This is a genomic window from Bradyrhizobium sp. MV1.5 (genome assembly GCF_055807615.1).
This window is the reverse complement of record NZ_JBVVPL010000011.1, coordinates 39,967-60,250: the sequence shown is the minus strand read 5'-3', so window position 1 is coordinate 60,250 and position 20,284 is coordinate 39,967. Positions and strand designations below refer to the sequence as shown.

The window sequence follows — 20,284 nt, the reverse complement described above, 5'->3', positions numbered from 1 at the left end:
CAAGACCGTCTTACCTGCCTAGTGCGCTCGTAATCGCTTGGGCAATGTCGCAGCGAGAATCGGTAGGTTGACGCATCGATCCTCGTGCGCATAATCCAAGCCGTCGCGGTCTCCGGATTTCGTTTGATCCGGAGCTAAGAGGGAAGCCGGTGCAATGCCGGCGCTGCCCCCGCAACTGTAAGCGGCGAGCCGCTGTCCAACGAAGTCACTGAAGCCATGCGGCTTCGGGAAGGCCGGACAGCAGCGACGACCCGTGAGCCAGGAGACCTGCCTCGACAAGATATCGTCCACGGGCGGGGCGTCCCGGTGTGCGCCAAGCAGTTGTCGCTCACGCGATGTTCGCTGTCTGCGTCCGCCATGGCCTTTGCCCCAACATGGGGTCTAAGCTATGTCAATCCTTTCGCTTCCCGTTGCCACACTGGGGACGTCACGCATCGGCCCACGACGCGAACTCAAATTCGCGCTCGAGAGCTACTGGGCGGGAAAATCTAGCGAAGCCGAGCTCCTCGAGGCGGGGAGTGGACTTCGTGCCGCTAATTGGGCACGGCAAAAATCCCGCGGTGCGACCGTCATTCCTTCGAATGACTTCTCGCTCTACGACCATGTGCTCGATACCAGCCTAATGGTCGGCGCGATTCCCGACATTTACGGCTGGAACGAAGGTCCTGTGTCGCTCAAAACCTACTTCACCATGGCGCGTGGCGCTCAAGACGGTGGTCACGCTCAGCATGGGCCCGGCGTAGCCGCACAGGAGATGACGAAGTGGTTCGATACGAACTACCACTACATGGTGCCGGAATTTCACCAGGATCAGATCTTTAAGTATGCCTCTCGGAAGCCGATCGAGGAATATGAGGAGGCAAGAAGCCTCGGTTATCAGACGCGGCCCGTCCTAGTGGGCCCAGTCACTTTCCTGAAGCTCGGCAAAAGCGTAAATCCCGCATTCAATCCGCTGTCGCTGCTTGATCGACTCCTCCCCGTCTATGTCGATGTTCTCCGCGAACTAGCCTCGCGCGGCGCTGAATGGGTTCAGCTCGACGAGCCATGCCTAGTGATGGACGTCGACGAAGCATCTCGGGCCGCTGTCCGCCGGGCCTATGCTCATTTCGCTAAGGCCGTGCCGGCGCTTAAAATCATGCTGGCCACATACTTCGGGGCTGTCGGCGACAATCTTGAAACAGTATTGGCCTTGCCCGTTGCCGGGGTTCATGTCGACCTGGTTCGTGCACCTTACCAGTTGGACGCGATTGTCGCCAGAGCAGGTAGAGATCTAGTGGTCTCGCTCGGTGTCGTTGATGGTCGCAACGTGTGGCGCTCTAATCTGCCGGCGCTACTCGACCAACTTGCTCCTATGGTCAAAAAACTGGGCAGGGACCGTGTTCAGATTGCCCCCTCCTGCTCGCTGCTTCATGTTCCGACCGATATTGAACTAGAGATCGATCTCGATCCCAATCTGAAGACGTGGTTGGCGTTCTCAGTGCAGAAGATCAAGGAGCTTTCGATTTTGGGCAAAGCGCTGGCTGGCCATGCTGCCGACGTGGCCGATGAACTCACGCTCTCAGAGGATGCATCCGTCACCCGCGAAACATCGCCGAAGATCCACAGTGCGAACGTCGCCGGACGAATGGCCGCGATCGACGATAGCATGCGTCGCCGTCGCAGTGCGTTCACCCAGCGCGCCGACGTCCAACGCGTCGCCTTCGCATTGCCGATGTTTCCAACCACAACCATCGGATCCTTCCCGCAAACGGCGGACGTCCGCAATGCGCGTGCAGCTCATGCGCGGGGAGCGCTGAATGACACGCAGTACGAGCAGCTTCTGAAAGCGGAGACAGCCCATACCGTGCATTGGCAGGAAGATATCGGCCTGGACGTGCTCGTACACGGTGAGTTCGAGCGCAATGACATGGTTCAATACTTTGGCGAGCAGCTGTTGGGTTTCGCATTCACCAAGCACGGCTGGGTTCAGTCTTATGGCTCGCGGTGCGTTCGTCCTCCTATCCTGTTTGGAGATGTCTCCCGCCCGAAGCCCATGACCGTTAAATGGTGGCGACATGCGCAGTCTCTGACCAAAAAACCCGTCAAGGCTATGCTGACCGGACCGGTGACGATCCTGAACTGGTCGTTTGTCCGTGACGACATCCCGCGGAGCGAGACATGCCGACAGATCGCTCTCGCGATCCGAGACGAGGTCATCGACCTTGAGGCGGCTGGAGCGACCATGATCCAGATCGACGAGGCTGCGTTGCGGGAGGGATTGCCACTGCGCAAATCGCAGTGGAAGGACTATCTCGATTGGGCAGTGGACAGTTTCCGTGTTTGCTCCTCCGCTGTCGCTGACGGAACTCAGATCCATACGCACATGTGCTATTCCGAGTTTAACGAAATCATCGATGCGATCGCAGCAATGGATGCCGACGTCATTTCAATCGAGGCGTCGCGCTCCAAAATGGAATTGCTCGACGCTTTCAAGAGCTACAATTATCCTAATGAAATTGGGCCGGGCGTCTATGACATTCATTCACCGCGCATTCCCGCAGCAGCCGAGATCAAGCAGCTGATTGTGTTGGCGCGGCAGCGGGTTTCCGATCGGCAGCTCTGGATCAATCCCGACTGCGGACTGAAAACTCGAAGGTGGGAAGAGGTGCGTCCCGCGCTCGTCAATATGGTGGCCGCCGCACGCGAGTTGCGGGGTGAGGCATGATCGTACGCAGCGTGTCGCCAACGTATTTGTGAATAAGATCCACGCGCGTTGGGAGGTCGCGATATCTTGCGAACTCCCAAAGCTTCCAGCGCTTGCGACTGCCGGTCTGCTTCGGCGGAGGTGATCCCACACAGCCGGCGACAAGCTCGAATCCGACGGACGACAGCATGCCGGCCTTACCGGTGACATATTCCAAGTCACTTACGCTCGACGCGAACCACGGTCCTATCGCTTCATTTATCCATCGCGTGGATGCGTCCCATCACAACAATCTATTTTACCGCCCTTCCGGAATTTCATACGTAATTGGCGCGTTGGCGCGGGCTTCGGGAAGATTTGCTGGCGTTGGGCGCGTTGCCAAATGCTCCCGCGTGACGGCAAACTGACGCTTGAGTTTCAGGACACGGCGGCCAAACCGCCTGCGTGATGGATCCCAGCTCCATCAAGGCTCCCCTTGCCAACCGGACAGCTGGCAAGTGGTGGCAAGTCTTGAACTTTCCGACAGAAGCGGAAAGCAAGCGGCTCGCTAAGTTGCGCGGAGCGATATCCGCTTCTTGTTTTGACGGCGAGTGCCCTCGCCGTAAATCGGTCGCCGGTAGTCCTCCCTACCGACGAAAGCTGGTGCGATGCGGAAAGCAGCGTTGCTCCTGCGTGACTTCTGCCCGGCCTCCCCTCGAGGCCGGGCATTTTTATGTATGCGTGGTGATGAGTGACAGCACAGCATCATTCATTTAGACGTCATTGCGGGGAGGCCGGTTTCTTGCGTCGCCTCTGTTGCTCTTCATCAGGGAATGACGCCGGTGCTGCTAAGGCTATCTGTCTATTGAAGGCTTTGGTGTCGTGTTGGTACGCGTTGGTAGTACCGGATATTCGATCCTAGGCAGCCGACCGGTCAGCGAATTCAGAAATGCGACGATGTCGTTTTCCTCCCCATCGCTAAGCTTGGCGCCGAGCTGGATGTCACTCATTAGGGCAACAGCTTGCTTCAGGCTCCAAACCTGGCCCGAATGGAAGTAAGGGGCTCGCAACGCGACGTTCCGCAATGGCGCCGCGCGGAAGACATATTCGTCGCCAGCCGCCCTGGTAACCGCGAATCGGCCCTTATCGGCGTCCGGAAGCACGCTTGCGTCCGGCTTTTTCATCACCCCGAACGGGAAGTAGGCCTGTCCACCGAGATTGATTCCATTGTGGCAAGAGGAGCATCCCTTCGCCATAAACAGTGCCAACCCTGACTTCTGCTGATCATCGAGAGCACGTGTATTGCCCTCCAGATACTGATCGAATGGAGCCGCAGGTGTAATGAGAGTCGCTTCAAAAGCCTCGATCGCCTTCGCAAAATTTTCAAAGGTGACCGGTCTCGCTTCGTTCGGAAAAGCGTTCTTGAACAAGACGACGTAGCTGGGCATTGAGTTCAAGATACCGAGCACATGATCTGGAGACGCATTCATTTCGGCACTCGCCTGCACAGGGCCGGTGGCTTGCGCCTTGAGGTCCGCGGCGCGTCCGTCCCAAAATTGCGCCGCATTGAACACTGCGTTGTAGACAGTTGGGGCCCGGCGCAGGCCGACCTTCCAGCCGTGACCAACGGAGGTCGGACCGGCATCGACTCCGCCGGTGCCGAGATTGTGGCACGTATTGCAGCTAATGATTCCGCTCGCCGATAGCCGCGGATCGAAGAACAGCATCTTGCCAAGCTCGACCTTTCCATGCGTCACTGGATTGTCTTTTACTGCAGGAATGGCCGAGGGTATTGGATGGAAGATCTGCTTGGCGTTTCTCATCACATCATCGTCGGCGTTAGCTCCTGACGACATCAGCAGCCCAATAGCTAAAATAGATGCTTCAGCGACAAGGCGAAGCTCCGGGATTGACATGTTCATACGCCTCATTAGTTCTGATTGTTAAACAAGGAAACCGTCGAAAGCGATGCCACGCGTTCCTCGACGGTCCGGCGCAGCATGCAGCGGATCATCTGAAGCGAGGCTGCATCAAAATGTGCGACTTTTGCAGCTGGCCGCCGGCGTTCACGCACGGGCTTGAGGGGCTTACGTGATTCGCGAGTTCGCTTTGAGCTTAGATCGCGGCCTTTCTGTTGGTTGATCAGCCTAGCGCCTCAACGTTCGGCGTGATGGTCGATCTGACAACAACAAGTGTACCGCAAGCAGTAAGCTGTCCGGTGGCCGCATCGGTGCTCCATCGGGCGATTGGGTGGCCAATACGCTCCCGCAAAGTTGATGTATCCGTCTTACTCCGCTGGCCGCGCTCAGCGCTCACGGTGTCATTGGACAATTAGCAACTGCGATGCCAGTTGCGTCCGAGATGCAAGTTGCTGATTTAGTTGTAGAACGGGTCCGGACGAACAAACAAAGTCTGATGTCTTGGTGTGATCACTACATTCAGTGTCACAGATGCCACAAGCGCCAGGCCCGGCGTGATCGTAGATACTTTTGTGGTGAGGTTCGCTTGTTAGCTTGCCGGCCGCACGCGGGAACGGCGGTAACAAGACCTACGCAGCTGGGCGAGACACTGAGAGGCGCCCGGAGGTGCGCATTGTTCACGATTTCGCCGAGCCCAGCCGACTGAAGCCTCTCCGACTTATATCCAGGCCGCTCTGGCGCGCCGTCACCACGAAGCCCGGCTCGTTTGTAAGGACGAGCCTCAGGGCCGAACATGGCTTGTTTCAATTCCACCTGAGGTTCGCTGGCATGGCAATTGCCGTGCTCAAGTCTGAAAGGCGCGGCTGCCCAGAGTTTGACGGTGCGACCGTCCGATTAATCGCTACTCCAATTCGACAGGGACCGGCCTGACCCCTGATCCCGCGGGTATTGGTTGGATTACCTAGTCGGCCCACTCACGGGCTGCTGCTAGCTTTTGAAATCCTGCGGGCTGAGGGCGAAATAAGCTGAACTTCTGCAGGAGCAACCGCTACTTCGTGCTCTTGCGTTGAAAGACGCCGATACAAGAGGACACGTTGGGAGGAGATCGTGACATCATGTCCGCGGATGGCCCAAGTCCTGAGATCTATCGGCGTGTTAGCGAGGAAGGACGTGATTGAGCACTCGTCCATGGCTGGTTTAAGTTGGATACGGTATCCGTGATGGCTTCGATTGACGAGCGCTTGAATGAGATCAGATCTGTACGGAATGACATTTGGCGTTGTCGCAGAAGGCTTCAAAGCGAGCTAGATGATCTCCAGCGTAAGATGCTCGAAGAGCGTCTGCTTGAGCGGCAGTCTGCCTTTGAACGGCTCGTCTCGGCCACATTTCCTTTTACATTGAGATTGTGAAGCAAAATTTCGGGACCTGTGCCGCGGGAGCATTCCGCGTTAAATAGCGTCCGGTCACAGAGCGCCTGCGCCTGGGTCAGGAATGTAGCGCTCCGGCGCCGCGGGCCGTCGCGCCCCTCATGGCCGCCGCCGACCTGAAAAGCTCGGCCCATAGCCTTGGTTCACCGACGTTCTGCCCGCTGCGCACCGATAATGAAATCGTTCCGGCCCCATCCAAGGGCACTGCCGGGGGATACCGCTCGCCTCGCTTCTGCGACACCGCAGTCACCTGAGTAACGTTGATCCGGCAGAGCGATCGAAGGAGCTTGAATCGCCCGTAGCGTCAGATTGTACAGAGCAGGGAACGATATTTCAGATCAGGTGCAGTCGAATGATAAGACCCGCTCTCGCTTTTGTACTATGTTCCGCTCTCGAGTGGATCGGGCTAGGCATGGGGGCGGTTGCGGAAACAAGGCGGTACGCGTGCACGATCACTGCCGCCGATCGAGAGCCGGCCGGAGTTCGGAATGAGCGGATTATTCTCACTGTTCAATATGGCTGCCGGATCGCAGGTGGTCTCTTGACCGACGCGGGGATCACAGCAGTGTCGGTCAGCGAGTGGGCTGCTGACAAAGGGACATACTTGGCCTCCATGGAATTTCACCACGCGCTGGAGGGAGTTGCACTTGGGCAACTCTCCGAGGCGACCGACTTCTCTAGCATGGAAGGCGAGCAAGGCATTGGGGTCGCAACTTCCGGCACGACAGTTTTCACATTCGCATCTGGTTCATTGGCCGACCTTTCAGGGAAGACTCTTAAATTCACGACAAAACCCACCGGCCTACGTAGCTTCGAGTTGGAGTTCACAGACTGGCCAGAATCTCTTCTATGGAAGTGACGCGTGTCTTACGCTGAATTCCGCAGGCTCCATACTCTTAAGCACACGTATATGTGCTCCCCGGCCTATATATGCGGTTCCCCAAGACGAGCACACGCGCAACAGGTTAAGCCAAAACTCCGAAGACACTCGAGCGCGGTAGAGCGTTCAAATTGACCTTCACGCGGTCCGATCAGCAGCTCTTTTGGCCGCCGATCCGCATATGGGACGATCTTGCCTCGCATGGCAGCGCCTGCGCGACACGGAACCTATCAACACGGAGTAAACGCAGCTCGATCATGAGCACGAAGAAGAAGTTGCCGGCCAACCGCCTCCCGAACGCCGACGAGTACCAACTCAAGGCAGCCCTCATTGTACAACTGAAGCGGTTGATGGCGGAGCGGGAGATCACTCAAGATCGAAGCCGCGAAGCTCGTCGGCGTGAAGCAGCCCAACATCTCCAAGCTGCTTCGAGGGCAGTTCAAGTTGGTTTCCGTGGAAAGCTGCTGCGCATGCTGGCGGCGTTCGATCAGGACGTCGAAATAAAGGTAAAGCCACATCGGAAGCGTGGCGAAGGGGGCCGGATCACGTTTATTCGGGCCTAAGAGCTGCCGAAACGGAGGGTTCATGACATCTAACCCGACGGCGGCAAAAGCGCTCATGAACTCACCCTGCAGTGCCCGATCTGCAATCGAGATTCGGCTGACTGAATCCTTCGACCCCGCTGTTCTCGCCGAGACCCGCCAGTCATTTCCAGGACCAACTGGGAAGGACGCGAAGTCGCCCGAGAGACCGAAGCGCTTCAGCAGGAGCGCGAGAAGCTCAAAAGGGAAGATTAACGGGTCGAACGCTAGGTCGTGAACCGGCGCGGCGGCTTAGTGCAGCAGCCAACTCGTCCCTACAGAAGCGAAAGGTGCGCGAGGCAGAGCGATCGATTCGGAGGAGATGATCTCCGCTTGCTCGACGGGCATCTTCCATCCAGAGGGCAGACATCGTTGGAGCGGGATCCCGGCTGGAGTCTTCGCCAGCCCAAGTACCGAATGCCGTGACATGGCGTCCAATGCTGATTTCGAGGACAATCGGCACTGACACGGAGAATCAATTTAGCTGAGCGCGGTCAAGCGAATGACGACGTTCAGGATGGCCCCAGGCGTAGTGATGCCGAACCTAGAAGGCGGTGATGGTTGGGAGAAGGTACCAAGTGGGATCAGTCCAACCAGCCCAGCGGACATGCTGATCAAAGCGGAAAGCGCGACGATGGCAGCGATGAGTCCGATCCCGAACTGCCGGTGCTCGGTGATGTTCAAGGTGAGCGATTGGGCGATACTTTCTTCGTCCCTTCCTCGAGCTTCAATGCGGCAAGTAACCGATCTTTGGCGGCGTCGATTTTCGAAGTGGAGCCGTTCATACTCCTCGCGAAGCGCGGCATCGACGAACAGGGTCCGTCACGGAAGCCGAAGCTGATCAGCTTGAAGAACGCCGCCGCCGACCCCTGGGCTTTCGGGATCGCTCACGCCCGATGGCCGGTTCTAACGTGAACTTCTCCTCCATCTCATTCAGGACGCAAAATGACTGAAACAACCGCGAGAAAGGCGAGAGCAGCAATTGATCCGTTCCGGACACGTCCTCCCTGTGGGTCGTCCGCATAGCTTCCACCCTGGATTTTCGGGTCGATGCTGGTCCCGTAAGCCCAGCACGAAATATAAACCCTCAGAATGGCAACCTGAATAATTTCAGGATTTGCATTCGACAGCGCCGTGATGGGTATGTCCTTGAGCGCAAGTCCCACGAACCCAAGCGCTATTATCCCGTAACAGTGGTGATGCACCAATTTACAAACGTTGCAATGCGTGAAATCCGCACCTGAGCACTTCGCTCCGAGGTCTTGGCCCTTTTTACCATAAATTACCTAGGCAAGAAAAATACCGTTCAAGTGGACCATCGGCATCCTGTTCTGCAAAAATGCTGGCGGAGCGCGTTAGCAAAACTGGTTTCAATGGCGATTGATATACCAAGCAACGGAGGTAAGCGTAAGGAATCGATCCTGTCCTGGAACGAGAAAGGATAAATCGACCAGTGGTCCGCATTTGACCTGCCCTATCTCGACTGCCGATACTTGCGAAGCTGCCGGCCTTTCCGTGAATCCGCTCAAACTGTCTGACGCGTCAGAATCCGATCTTCCCCTTCGTCGAAGTACGCCGAACGCAAAAACCTGCAGATTGTTTGATGCGGAAGCGCCCTGCGTCGTAGCCGGCAAATTCGAATCCGGGCAAGCCCAAGGTGACCGTTTGCGGAGTTTAAGCTACCGCGCTGCTTGGGAATTGATCAGCTTACGTGCTCTCCACGGCGTCAGCTGTTCGCCCCTCCGAGCGCGCCTCTCCGCAGTATCAAATAAAAGAACGCCGGAGCGAGATACCACACGGAAATGGAAGAGGACTGCTGCTGGGCAACTGAGTTCTTGTGGAGACATCTGCAGCAGGTGGTGGAGCGCTCGATGCGATTCTTGCTCGGGGTTGGATCGCGAGCACGATGGGCACATCTAACCCCGCTGAAACCGCTTCGAACGGATGGTGTTTGCGATCGGTGGATCGGCGCGTACGAAGCAGGCTGCGCATCGGAGTGACGTCGGCGCGGCCAGACTCCAGCCACGCCGCTGGTGGAGAGCGTAACCGATTGTTTTGTTTCAGACAGGGCGTTGCGGCTACGCTTGTCGGTGGCAGACAGGGTCAGGTTTATAACAATCCGCATCCGGCAGCTATCTAGCTCTATAAACGTTGCTTTTTCTATTCGACCGGCGCTGGCACAGTCGTTGCAGACCCCTGCGCAGGAGGCGGCTGTTAGTCCTTTGCATCCCGTGCACAGGGACATGCCCCGTGATCGCACGCGAGTGAATAAAGAAGCCGATATGACCAACCGCTGGAGAGCAGGCATGACTTCACCGAGAAGCGTCATGGTCGTCGATAGACAGCGTCACACATGGCGCTCCTAACCGCTCAGCCGAGATGAGCTACCGCTGCGGCATGAACGTCGCGAAGTTGCGATCGGTAGGACCGCCCACGCAGATTGCACGCTTACCTGAACGCCGGATCGGATAATCCGTCGGTCTACCGCAAAGGCGTCGCTTGTTGTTGAGACCACAATCGAAAAGGAAACCTGTATGAGCCGAGCACCTACCCAAAGCGTTGCAGAGATCAAGGCGCGCAACAAGCAGCTAATCGATGAGGTGTTGACGGTCTACCCCGAGAAGACCGCCAAAAGGCGCGCCAAGCATCTCAGTGTTCACGAGGCGGGGAAGTCGGATTGTGGCGTCAAGTCGAATATCAAGTCCATTCCCGGCGTGATGACCATCCGCGGCTGCGCCTATGCGGGCTCCAAGGGCGTGGTCTGGGGACCCATCAAGGACATGATCCACATCAGCCACGGTCCGGTCGGCTGCGGTCAGTACTCGTGGGGCTCGCGGCGCAACTACTACGTCGGGACGACCGGCATCGACACGTTCGTGACACTGCAGTTCACCTCCGATTTTCAGGAGAAGGACATCGTGTTCGGCGGCGATAAAAAGATCACGAAACTCATCGATGAGCTCCAGGAGCTATTTCCTCTCAACAGGGGCATCACCATTCAGTCCGAATGTCCGATTGGCTTGATCGGTGACGATATCGAGGCGGTCTCCCGAGAAAAATCGAAGGAATATGGCGGCAAAACCATCGTGCCTGTGCGGTGCGAGGGCTTCCGTGGCGTGTCGCAGTCGCTCGGCCATCACATCGCGAACGACGCCGTTCGGGATTGGATCTTTGACAAGAGCGCCCCAGAGACCAGCCCTAAATTTGAGCCGACGCCATATGATGTTGCGATCATCGGCGACTACAACATCGGCGGCGACGCATGGTCGTCACGAATCCTGCTGGAAGAAATGGGCCTACGCGTCATCGCCCAGTGGTCCGGGGATGGATCTCTCGCTGAATTGGAGGCGACGCCGAAGGCAAAGCTCAACATACTGCATTGCTATCGCTCGATGAACTACATCTCACGGCACATGGAGGAAAAATTCGGGATTCCCTGGTGCGAGTACAACTTCTTCGGTCCCTCCAAAATAGCGGAGTCGCTGCGAAAAATTGCAAGCTTCTTCGATGACAAGATCAAGCAAGGCGCCGAACGCGTCATCGCGAAATATCAACCGCTTGTCGATGCTGTGACCGCGAAATACCGGCCGAGGCTTGAAGGCAAGACGGTAATGCTGTTCGTCGGCGGCTTACGTCCTCGCCACGTCATCGGCGCCTATGAGGACCTCGGCATGGATGTTGTCGGCACGGGCTATGAGTTCGGGCATAACGATGACTACCAACGCACCGCCCAGCACTACGTCAAAGATGGCACGCTGATCTACGACGATGTCACCGGCTACGAATTCGAGCGCTTCGTCGAAAAGATCCGGCCAGACCTGGTCGGCTCCGGTATCAAGGAAAAATACGTCTTCCAAAAAATGGGTGTGCCGTTCCGCCAAATGCATTCCTGGGACTACTCGGGTCCTTACCACGGCTATGACGGCTTCGCGATCTTCGCCCGCGACATGGACATGGCGATTAACTCCCCGATCTGGGGGAAGACCACGGCACCTTGGAAGGACGCTCCGCAGCCGAGCCTCATGGCCGCGGAATAGGAGGCCGACCCCGGGCCGTTTCCTTCCGCAGAGGAGGGGAAGGGCAGGAGAACGAACGCAAGAACCCAAAGAGTGCTATGATGACACAGAACGCCGAACACATACTCGACCACGCCGAGCTTTTCCGGGGAGACGAATACCAGCAGATGCTGGCCAAGAAGAAGGCGCTATTTGAGAATCCGCATGATCCCGCCGAAGTCGATCGCATCAAAGAATGGTCCAAGACGTCCGAGTACCGCGAGAAGAACTTCGCCCGCGAGGCGCTAACCGTTAATCCGGCGAAGGCTTGCCAGCCGCTGGGTGCGGTGTTCGCCGCCCTCGGGTTCGAGCGCACACTGCCGTTCGTCCACGGCTCACAGGGCTGCGTCGCGTATTATCGCAGCCATCTGTCACGGCACTTCAAGGAGCCGACCTCGTGCGTCTCCTCGTCCATGACGGAAGACGCGGCCGTGTTCGGGGGGCTTAACAATCTTACGGACGGGCTTGCCAACAGCTATAGCATGTACAAGCCGAAGATGATCGCGGTCGCCACGACCTGCATGGCAGAAGTCATCGGCGACGACCTCAATGCCTTCATCAAAACATCAAAGGAAAAAGGTGCAGTCCCAGCGGACTACGACGTACCATTCGCTCACACTCCTGCGTTCGTCGGCAGCCACGTTACTGGCTACGACAATACGCTCAAGGGCATCCTCGAGCATTTCTGGGATGGCAAAGCCGGCACGGGCCCAAAACTCGAGCGTAAAGCGAACAACACGATCAACTTCATCGGTGGCTTCGACGGCTACACTGTCGGAAACATCCGTGAGATAAAGCGCATCTTCGAGCTGATGGGGATCGGCTACACCATCCTCGCGGATAACAGTGACGTGTTCGATACCCCCACGGACGGCGAGTTCCGCATGTATGATGGAGGCACTACACTAAAGGATGCCGCGAACGCTGTCCACGCCAAGGCAACCATTTCCATGCAGCAATATTGCACGGAGAAGACGTTGTCCTTCATCAAAGGGCACGATCAGGAGGTCGTCGCTTTCAATCACCCGCTGGGCATCAGCGCCACGGACGATTTCCTGATGACACTGTCGCGTATCACCAACAAGGCAATTCCAAATGCACTGGAGCAGGAGCGTGGGCGTCTGGTAGACGCAATGGCTGACTCCAGCGCGCATGTTCACGGCAAGAAGTTCGCGATCTACGGCGATCCAGACCTCTGCTATGGCCTGGCCGCATTCTTGCTGGAGCTCGGCGCTGAGCCGATCCACGTGCTGTCGACGAACGCGAGTAAGGCGTGGGAGCTGAAGATGCAGGCGCTGTTCGCGAGCTCGCCCTTCGGTAAGAACTGCCGCGCCTTCCCAGGCAAGGATCTCTGGCACATGCGATCGCTCCTGTTCACAGAGCCGGTCGATTTCCTGATCGGTAACACCTACGGCAAGTATCTCGAGCGTGACACCGGAACGCCGCTAATCCGCATCGGCTTTCCCATCTTCGATCGCCATCATCACCATCGTTATCCAGTGTGGGGCTATCAGGGGAGCATGAATGTGCTGGTCAAGATTCTCGACAAGATCTTTGATGAGATCGATCGAAAGACCAGCTCGGTTGGCAAGACAGACTACAGCTTCGACATCATACGCTAAGGCGAGCTCCCCGCCTCATCGTCAGCAGAAACAGCGGCGCTGCGGCGGGGATCACAGGTTGTCCGCCGGCCATCCTTGTGGTCTGCGGTGTGTTGACATCCCCGAGAGAGATACCATGACTTCGCTTCCCACGACCATACAGGACGTCTTTAACGAACCGGGCTGCGCCAAGAACGCGAGCAAGTCGAAGGTCGAGCGTAAGAATGGTTGCACCAAGCAGCTCAAGCCGGGCGGCGCCGCCGGCGGATGTGCTTTCGATGGCGCCAAAGTCGCGCTGCAGCCCTTCACCGATGTCGCCCATCTTGTGCATGGTCCAATCGCCTGTGAGGGCAATTCCTGGGACAATCGTGGTTCGGTCTCGTCCGGCTCCGATCTGTGGCGCAGAAGCTTCACCACAGACATGAGCGAGACCGATATCGTCTTCGGCGGCGAGAAGCGGCTGTACAGGGCAGTCAAGGAGATCACAGAGAAATACGACCCGCAGGCCATCTTCGTCTACCAGACATGCGTGCCCGCAATGATCGGTGACGACATCGATATGGTCTGCAAGGCGGCCTCCGCCAAATTCGGCAAACCGGTCATTCCCATCAATTCACCGGGATTTGTCGGGTCGAAGAATCTTGGTAACAAGCTTGCTGGCGAAGCACTGCTGGAGCATGTCATCGGTACCGGAGAGCCCGATTACACGACGCCGTATGATGTCAACATCATCGGCGAATACAATCTGTCCGGCGAGCTCTGGCAGGTCAAGCCCCTGCTCGATGAGCTCGGAATTCGGATCCTGTCGTGCATCGCGGGGGACGGCAAGTATCGCGAGGTCGCTTATTCGCACCGAGCCAAAGCCGCGATGATGGTTTGCTCAAGGGCAATGATCAACGTCGCACGCAAGATGAGGCAGCGCTACGGCATCCCGTTTTTTGAAGGCTCCTTCTACGGTATTGAGGATACCAGCGATTCACTCCGCCAGATCGCGCGCATGCTGATCGAGAGTGGTGCGCCGGCTGAGCTGATGGAACGCACGCAAGCCCTGATCGCACGCGAAGAGACCAAGGCCTGGGCTGCGATTGAACGTTTCAAGCCGCGCTTTGCCGGCAAGAGGGTTGTTCTCATCACCGGCGGTGTGAAATCCTGGTCGATGGTGGCCGCCTTGCAGGAGGCCGGGCTCGAGATCGTCGGCACGTCCGTGAAGAAATCGACCAAGAAGGACAAGGAACGTATCAAGGAATTAATGGGCCAGGACGCCCATATGATCGAGGACATGTCGCCTCGCGAGATCTACAAAATGCTCAAGGACGCAAAAGCCGATATCATGCTCTCGGGCGGCAAGTCGCAATTCGTCGCGCTAAAGGCGGCGATGCCGTGGCTCGATATCAACCAGGAGCGCTGCCACGCCTATATGGGCTATGTCGGGATTCTCAAGCTCATGGAGGAGATCGAGAAGGCGCTCTACAATCCGATATGGGATCAGCTCCGCCAAGCCGCGCCATGGGATGAGTTCGACCGGAATCTTCAGGCAAGGACGGCTGCGCAGATGCATGCGCAAGCCGCGGATCCAGTTCGGGACCCGAGCAGGAACAGCGTCAGGACGATAAGTTTTTCCAATCAAGCTGAGGCCAGTGAGGGTGAGAGCGCGATTGCGCCGCATGGCCCGAAGCTCGGCGAGCCCATCAAGCCGTTCACCAGTTCCAGCGGGCGTTGCATTGCTTGTAAGGACATTCCTTCCGATCTCCAGCCGGCGGCACTGCAGGCGGCGGAGTAGGGGACATGGCGATCGTCACTACCTCGAAGAAAGCCTGTTCGGTCAATCCGCTCAAGATGAGCCAGCCGATCGGCGGCTCATTTGCCTTCATGGGGTTGCGCGGCGCGATGCCGCTTTTGCACGGCCCGCAAGGTTGCGCCTCTTTTGGGCTGACGCTGTTCGTGCGCCATTTCAATGAAGCCGTGCCGATGCAGACAACTGCTATGAGCGAGGTTGCGACCGTGCTCGGCGGCCACGAGAATCTCGAACAGGCAATCCTCAACATCTACAATCGCGTCGCGCCCGAGATCGTTGGCATCAATTCGACTGGGGTCACCGAAACCAACGGCGATGACGTCGAAGCCTTCATCCGGCTGATCCGACAGAAGCACCCGCAGCTCGAAAAGCTCCCCCTTGTCTACGTCTCGACTCCGGATTTCAAGGATGCCTTTCAGGATGGCTGGGGCAAGACGGTGGCGCGGATGATCGAGGTGCTTGTGACTCCGTTCGATCCAGCGAGACCGCGCGATGCGTCCCGCGTTAACGTGCTACCTGGTTGCCACCTCACGCCCGGCGACCTCGACGAGCTTCGCACGATCTTTGAGGATTTCGGTCTCAAGCCCTCCTTCCTGCCGGACCTTGCAGGTTCGCTGGACGGCCACATCCCCGACGAATTCACGCCGACTACGATCGGGGGGATTGGAGTGGACGAAATTGCGACCATGGGGCAGGTGGCCTGGACGATCGCGATCGGCGCGCAAATGCGCCGTGCGGCCGAGACCATGCAGGTGCGGACAGGCGCGCCGTTCCGTCTATTCGAGCGGCTCTGTGGCCTTATCCCAAACGACGAATTTATGGCGTTCTTGAGCCAGATCACCGGCCGGTCAGTACCCTCGAAGTATCGCCGGCAGCGTGGACAGCTGGCAGACGCCATGCTGGATGCTCATTTCCACATCGGCGGCCGCAAGCTCGCGATCGGCGCCGAGCCGGACCTGTTATTTGATCTCTCCAGCTCGCTCCACGAGATGGGGGCGCAGGTCACTGCTGCGGTGACGACGACGAACTCACCGGTGCTGCAGCGGGTCAGGACCGCGGACGTCCTGATCGGCGATCTGGAGGATCTTGAAGAGCTTGCCAGGTCGCGTGACTGCGACCTCTTGATGTCCCATTCACATGGTCGCCAGGCCGCTTCGCGACTCAATGTTCCATTCTTCCGGGTAGGCTTTCCCATGTTCGATCGCCTTGGGGCTGCGCACCTCACAATCGTTGGTTATCGCGGCACGCGCGACCTGATCTTTGATATCGCCAATCTCATCATCACCGACCGAGAGATCAACCATCGGCCGACGCCTGACAGCTGGCGATTCACCAACTCTGGCCTGCAGGTCGATTCGCCTGGGTTGCATTGAGCAGGGAGAGAAAACAACACGGATGAAAGTTGCATTTGCCACTCAGGACTTGAAGCATGTCGATGCGCACTTCGGCTGGGCCAAGAACATCGCGATCTACGAGGTCGGCCCGGAGGGGCATCGGTTTATTGAGGCGATCCAGTTCGGTGGTGACCTCACGGAAGACGGCAATGAGGATAAGCTAGCGCCCAAGATCGAGGCGATCAGGAACTGCGCAATCCTCTATGTTGCGGCGATCGGCGGCTCGGGTGCTGCACGAGTCGTCGCGAGCAAGATCCATCCGATGAAGGTGCTGCAACCAGAGCCCATCGACGAACTTTGCGTCAAACTCGAAACCGTGCTGAAGGGCTCGCCGCCGCCCTGGCTGCGGAAGCTGCTCGCCAAAGACCCGGAACGTACAGTGGATTTCGAAACCTGAAGGAACGAGGATGGGAGATACATCCGAAGTCACTCCAGCCGCCGCGGCGGCGGAGCGGCCATTTCTGAAAGAGCTCGTCAAGATCTGGCGCGCCCAGGACTCCCACGGTGCCTGGGAGGGCAAGAAGGATCTCGATTTGCTCGAACCCTACGTCCTCGACAAGCACAAGCGCCGTGCGCTGCCTATTGTCGGCAATCCCGACCCCAAGACGACATGGCGGCTGGAGCTGTTCTTTAACGCGGTTGCGCTCTCGATCGAGAAGGCGACCGGAGTGATGATCTCGCCAATGCTGAAGATGCACAACGAAGGGTTCGGTCGGATCGTGTTGATCGGCGGTCGGCTCGTTGTCGTGAGCAAGCAGCTGCGCGACGTGCATCGCTTTGGTTTCAACCATTTCTCTGATCTCGCTGATCAAGGCGACAAATTCGTCAACAGTGGCGTTGAGATGATCCGTAAGTTCCCGGAAGTGGCGAATTATTGAGGCAAGCATGAACGATGTTGAAGCGCTGAAAGCGGAAATAAAGAAGCTCTCGGCGAAGGCGACCCAAGCCAAGATGGACCTCCACGACCTCTCCGAGGAGCTGCCGGTCAACTGGTGCTCGATCCTGAGTGTGGCGCAGAAGGCCCACGTTGCCTTCAGCGAGCTCGAAAGCAAGCGCCAAAATCTCCAAGCGCTAGACAAAGCATAGCGGATCTCGAGCCATGTCATTTAGGACCCGCGACGGCCGCAGTTGGGAACCGGATTACCTGGTTTCTATCGATCTCAAGAAGTGCATCGGCTGCGGCCGCTGCTATAAGGTTTGCGGCCGCGAGGTCATGACGCTGAAGGGGCTAAGCGAGGCTGGCCAAATCATCGATCTCGATGAGGAGGACGATGAGCTCGAAAAAAAGGTCATGGTGCTGAATGACGAAGGCGCTTGCATCGGCTGCAGCGCCTGCGCGCGGGTGTGTCCGACAAACTGTCAGACGCACGCGCCACGGGCTTGAAGCGACATTCTCCGGTATCAATAGGGCTGCTTTGCCAGAGACGAAGGCAAGTCGGGAGATCCGGTATCGAGCCGACTACATCTACGGTGCGATGTTCAAATATAGAAGCCCAGCCGGAGATTCATTTGCTATTCACCAACGTGCGACATCCAACCTGCTCTGTTGGCGCCAACCCAGCTTTCCTGAGCTGACCGTGCCCGAACATGGACTCTTGGCTGTCCTTCGGGGGGACCGGTCAAATGATCAAATGACACGACCGCGCCGTCTCGTGCTCGCGGACCACAGTAAGCACGGCGCAAGGAGTTGATGGGCTAGGTGACTTTGGTTGCGACATTCTGCATGGTTTCACGTCGTTCTCACTGTATTGATTACGCGCGGCTAGCTCTGCTCCACCATGCCCCCAGCCAGGTTGGAGCAGCCAGTACGCGGCCACCCTATTTGAGATTGTCCGGAACCGCACGTCCAAGGCAACCCGCATAACACGGGAGCGCTGGGTCGAACTGATCAATGCACGTGCCAATCAATGGACAGGTCACCGCCCATCAATGCGGCAGAAATGCTCGTGAGTAGCCTGTCGGCTGGCTAGCATAGCCTTGTTCAGGGCTGCGCGCGCAGTCTCCGCCTTTGCGCCAGATCAAGAGACACTCGGCAGGAGATGTGAGCGGCCTTGGGCGCCCCAGCTAGATCGCGCGGCAGTAAGGGGTGATCCTTAACTCGCTCAGCGCCCCGAGCCCGCCGCCGAGGGTTACGGCGAAGCCTACGTCGCGGCTCGCGGATGCGCATTCGCGTTTTGGCGACCGGAAGGGCGCGATGCGTGCCCGAAATCTGACGCTCACCCAAAGCATGTCAGTCTACAGTGGACCTATTGGGCGTGTGGATGTTTTTCAAAGCTTTTTCATGTGCTTAGTGCGCGCGGAGCGCCTGGCACGGTGGTTGCTAACTTAGTTTTGAGACAAGCTCTCGCAACAACTGACTTGGAGAAGAAATGATGGTGCTGTGCATGGCGACCCCGGCTCCTTCGCTCAAAGTCGAGAACTGGTTGCGTGGCGACCCCATTACGAACTTCCAGCGAGGGAAAGTGTACATCGTCGAATTTTGGGCAAGTTGGTGCGGTCCATGTGAGGAGGCGATGCCCCATCTCATTGAGCTGCAAGCAAAATACAAAGACGAGGGGCTTGAGGTCGTCGGAGTCGCAGCTAGCGAACGAGCACCAACGGCGGATGAGGCTCGCACCAAGTTGGACGTATGGTTGACTGAGAAGTTCTCAAATTTGAACTATCGAATCGGGTTCGACAGTACGGGCGAAATGAACATGCTTTGGATGGATGCCAGCTCATCTGTTGGGATTCCGACATCGTTCGTCGTCGACCGCGACGGCCACATTGCCTTTATCGGTCATCCGATCACACTCGACGACGTCTTGCTGAAAATAATAAACGGCACTTGGCGCAGCAGCTATCAAGCTAAATCCGCTGATGCGAAACGGATCGCGGAAGGCCAGCGCCTAGCGCGCGAACGCTCAATGCACCGGAGAATTGGAGCGGCGATGGAAGCAAAGGACTGGCCGACAGCGCTATTAGCCGTCGAAGAGGGCATTGCCGCGACGCCGGACAATCTCCACTTCCGGGAGATTTATGCGCATCTGTTGCTTCACAAAATGCGCGACACGGCGACTGGTTTCCAGGTCTTACGCCAACTGGTTCGAGATGCGATTGAGAAACAGTCAGAGGCGTTGAGTGGCCTGGTTGGCGCGATGAGGCAACTCTTTAATGCGGAGAACGACAATACGCAGCTTCCGGGTGCGGAACGCTTTGCGATCGGCAGGGATGTTTCGGAACATATCCTCAATCCTGGGCAGGCCTTCGGCGGCCTCAACTGCTCTTCCTATATGGTGGTCGCTCAGTACTACCACGAGAGTGGTGACAAGCAACATGCGATCGAGCTGATCGAGCGGGCGATGACGTGGCTAGACGATCCGAAAGCTATGCCGGAATTGGCGGCGGAGCGTGCGAAGAAGTATTATATGCCGCGGCTGCTCCAAGCCTTGGCCAACTACAGGGACGAGAAGGTTTCTTGCGGCGGGTCTTGTTCGGTTCCGCGAGAGAAGTCTCCTGGAGCTCCCAACGTCCGGCCGCAGGAGGAGACATGAAGAGAAATGTTAATCAGAAGACGCACCATCGGGCCCAATTAGCGCCTTCGAATCGCTCGCCACCAGCAGAATCATTCAGGGCGATTGCGACACGCAGGCCACAAGGAAAACCTAGCATCCGACCTCGATGTTCGTTGCGGCGGATCAACTGCTCAAAGGCCGCGGCGTTGCACGCCGTGCAGATCGCAAGGGCCGTTGCTGGGCCTGAAATCAGGCGCACGCCGAGACGATAGGTCTAAGCCTGCGTGGCCGAAGCCGAGGCTGACGGGAAATCCACCCGCCTGCTCGACCTCGCGGGTGCTGCTGATTACCGCGACGGGTACTCGGGCACTCTTACACAGTTGCCAGCACCTCCACCCCTTTGGCGACCACTCCGTCCTCCACACTCCCTGCGGCGGATTCTGTCAGGCGATTTCGCACGTACGCTACCGCGCATC

14 protein-coding genes and 1 riboswitch are annotated in these 20,284 nt (G+C 57.7%); of the genes, 12 read left to right on the top strand and 2 right to left on the bottom strand.

The genetic code is table 11. The annotated features are described in order from the left end of the window. Window positions 1-89: 89 nt before the first annotated feature. A riboswitch (cobalamin riboswitch) is annotated at window positions 90-289 on the top strand. A 99-nt stretch (window positions 290-388) separates the two neighbouring features. Then, window positions 389-2,704, top strand: coding sequence for a 5-methyltetrahydropteroyltriglutamate--homocysteine S-methyltransferase (gene metE / locus AC0L2J_RS13315; RefSeq protein ID WP_473390454.1), 2,316 nt, complete (start codon window positions 389-391; stop codon window positions 2,702-2,704). Between the two features lie 812 nt (window positions 2,705-3,516). Here the strand turns inward: metE and AC0L2J_RS13310 are convergent. Together AC0L2J_RS13310 and AC0L2J_RS13305 are read right to left on the bottom strand one after the other, a co-directional pair. Continuing rightward, window positions 3,517-4,584: a cytochrome-c peroxidase gene (locus AC0L2J_RS13310; RefSeq protein WP_473390451.1), complete on the bottom strand. Its 1,068-nt coding sequence runs from the start codon at window positions 4,582-4,584 to the stop codon at window positions 3,517-3,519. Window positions 4,585-4,982: 398 nt separating this feature from the next. Continuing rightward, the gene (locus tag AC0L2J_RS13305; protein WP_473390448.1) at window positions 4,983-5,207 is read right to left on the bottom strand and encodes an iron-sulfur cluster-binding protein; all 225 of its coding nucleotides are present in this window, start codon (window positions 5,205-5,207) and stop codon (window positions 4,983-4,985) included. Window positions 5,208-7,145: 1,938 nt separating this feature from the next. On the opposite strand from AC0L2J_RS13305, the gene AC0L2J_RS13300 reads away from it, so the two are divergent. From AC0L2J_RS13300 to AC0L2J_RS13250, 11 genes are all read left to right on the top strand, one after another. Further along, window positions 7,146-7,451, top strand: a complete 306-nt coding sequence (locus AC0L2J_RS13300) for an XRE family transcriptional regulator (RefSeq protein ID WP_341850297.1) — start codon at window positions 7,146-7,148, stop codon at window positions 7,449-7,451. A gap of 579 nt (window positions 7,452-8,030) precedes the next feature. Continuing rightward, complete coding sequence (locus tag AC0L2J_RS13295) at window positions 8,031-8,384, top strand: hypothetical protein (protein ID WP_473390444.1); 354 nt, start codon at window positions 8,031-8,033, stop codon at window positions 8,382-8,384. Between the two features lie 1,619 nt (window positions 8,385-10,003). After that, window positions 10,004-11,506, top strand: coding sequence for a nitrogenase molybdenum-iron protein alpha chain (gene nifD / locus AC0L2J_RS13290; protein WP_473390441.1), 1,503 nt, complete (start codon window positions 10,004-10,006; stop codon window positions 11,504-11,506). Window positions 11,507-11,586: 80 nt separating this feature from the next. Beyond that, window positions 11,587-13,146, top strand: a complete 1,560-nt coding sequence (nifK, locus tag AC0L2J_RS13285; protein WP_473390438.1) for a nitrogenase molybdenum-iron protein subunit beta — start codon at window positions 11,587-11,589, stop codon at window positions 13,144-13,146. 115 nt (window positions 13,147-13,261) lie between these two features. Next, window positions 13,262-14,905 (top strand): nitrogenase iron-molybdenum cofactor biosynthesis protein NifE, encoded by a 1,644-nt coding sequence (nifE, locus tag AC0L2J_RS13280; protein WP_473390682.1) that lies wholly within the window; start codon window positions 13,262-13,264, stop codon window positions 14,903-14,905. Window positions 14,906-14,910: 5 nt separating this feature from the next. Continuing rightward, window positions 14,911-16,293, top strand: coding sequence for a nitrogenase iron-molybdenum cofactor biosynthesis protein NifN (gene nifN, locus AC0L2J_RS13275; protein WP_007605605.1), 1,383 nt, complete (start codon window positions 14,911-14,913; stop codon window positions 16,291-16,293). Window positions 16,294-16,315: 22 nt separating this feature from the next. Beyond that, entirely contained in the window at window positions 16,316-16,711 is a 396-nt protein-coding gene (nifX, locus tag AC0L2J_RS13270; RefSeq protein ID WP_007605606.1) for a nitrogen fixation protein NifX, read from the top strand. A gap of 10 nt (window positions 16,712-16,721) precedes the next feature. Then, window positions 16,722-17,192, top strand: a complete 471-nt coding sequence (locus AC0L2J_RS13265) for a NifX-associated nitrogen fixation protein (protein WP_473347459.1) — start codon at window positions 16,722-16,724, stop codon at window positions 17,190-17,192. 7 nt (window positions 17,193-17,199) lie between these two features. Continuing rightward, entirely contained in the window at window positions 17,200-17,400 is a 201-nt protein-coding gene (locus tag AC0L2J_RS13260) for a CCE_0567 family metalloprotein (RefSeq protein WP_473347460.1), read from the top strand. 13 nt (window positions 17,401-17,413) lie between these two features. Beyond that, window positions 17,414-17,698, top strand: coding sequence for a ferredoxin III, nif-specific (fdxB, locus tag AC0L2J_RS13255; RefSeq protein ID WP_007605615.1), 285 nt, complete (start codon window positions 17,414-17,416; stop codon window positions 17,696-17,698). Between the two features lie 988 nt (window positions 17,699-18,686). Beyond that, complete coding sequence (locus tag AC0L2J_RS13250) at window positions 18,687-19,847, top strand: TlpA disulfide reductase family protein (protein ID WP_473390678.1); 1,161 nt, start codon at window positions 18,687-18,689, stop codon at window positions 19,845-19,847. The last annotated feature ends 437 nt before the right edge of the window (window positions 19,848-20,284 follow it).

What these genes read in the sequence shown, in the direction of transcription:
- metE (WP_473390454.1), top strand. Translation starts at nt 389, where the DNA reads ATGTCAATCCTTTCGCTTCCCGTTGCCACACTGGGGACGTCACGCATC.
- AC0L2J_RS13310 (WP_473390451.1), bottom strand. Translation starts at nt 4,584, where the DNA reads ATGAACATGTCAATCCCGGAGCTTCGCCTTGTCGCTGAAGCATCTATT.
- AC0L2J_RS13300 (WP_341850297.1), top strand. Translation starts at nt 7,146, where the DNA reads ATGAGCACGAAGAAGAAGTTGCCGGCCAACCGCCTCCCGAACGCCGAC.
- nifD (WP_473390441.1), top strand. Translation starts at nt 10,004, where the DNA reads ATGAGCCGAGCACCTACCCAAAGCGTTGCAGAGATCAAGGCGCGCAAC.
- nifK (WP_473390438.1), top strand. Translation starts at nt 11,587, where the DNA reads ATGACACAGAACGCCGAACACATACTCGACCACGCCGAGCTTTTCCGG.
- nifE (WP_473390682.1), top strand. Translation starts at nt 13,262, where the DNA reads ATGACTTCGCTTCCCACGACCATACAGGACGTCTTTAACGAACCGGGC.
- nifN (WP_007605605.1), top strand. Translation starts at nt 14,911, where the DNA reads ATGGCGATCGTCACTACCTCGAAGAAAGCCTGTTCGGTCAATCCGCTC.
- nifX (WP_007605606.1), top strand. Translation starts at nt 16,316, where the DNA reads ATGAAAGTTGCATTTGCCACTCAGGACTTGAAGCATGTCGATGCGCAC.
- AC0L2J_RS13265 (WP_473347459.1), top strand. Translation starts at nt 16,722, where the DNA reads ATGGGAGATACATCCGAAGTCACTCCAGCCGCCGCGGCGGCGGAGCGG.
- AC0L2J_RS13260 (WP_473347460.1), top strand. Translation starts at nt 17,200, where the DNA reads ATGAACGATGTTGAAGCGCTGAAAGCGGAAATAAAGAAGCTCTCGGCG.
- fdxB (WP_007605615.1), top strand. Translation starts at nt 17,414, where the DNA reads ATGTCATTTAGGACCCGCGACGGCCGCAGTTGGGAACCGGATTACCTG.
- AC0L2J_RS13250 (WP_473390678.1), top strand. Translation starts at nt 18,687, where the DNA reads ATGGTGCTGTGCATGGCGACCCCGGCTCCTTCGCTCAAAGTCGAGAAC.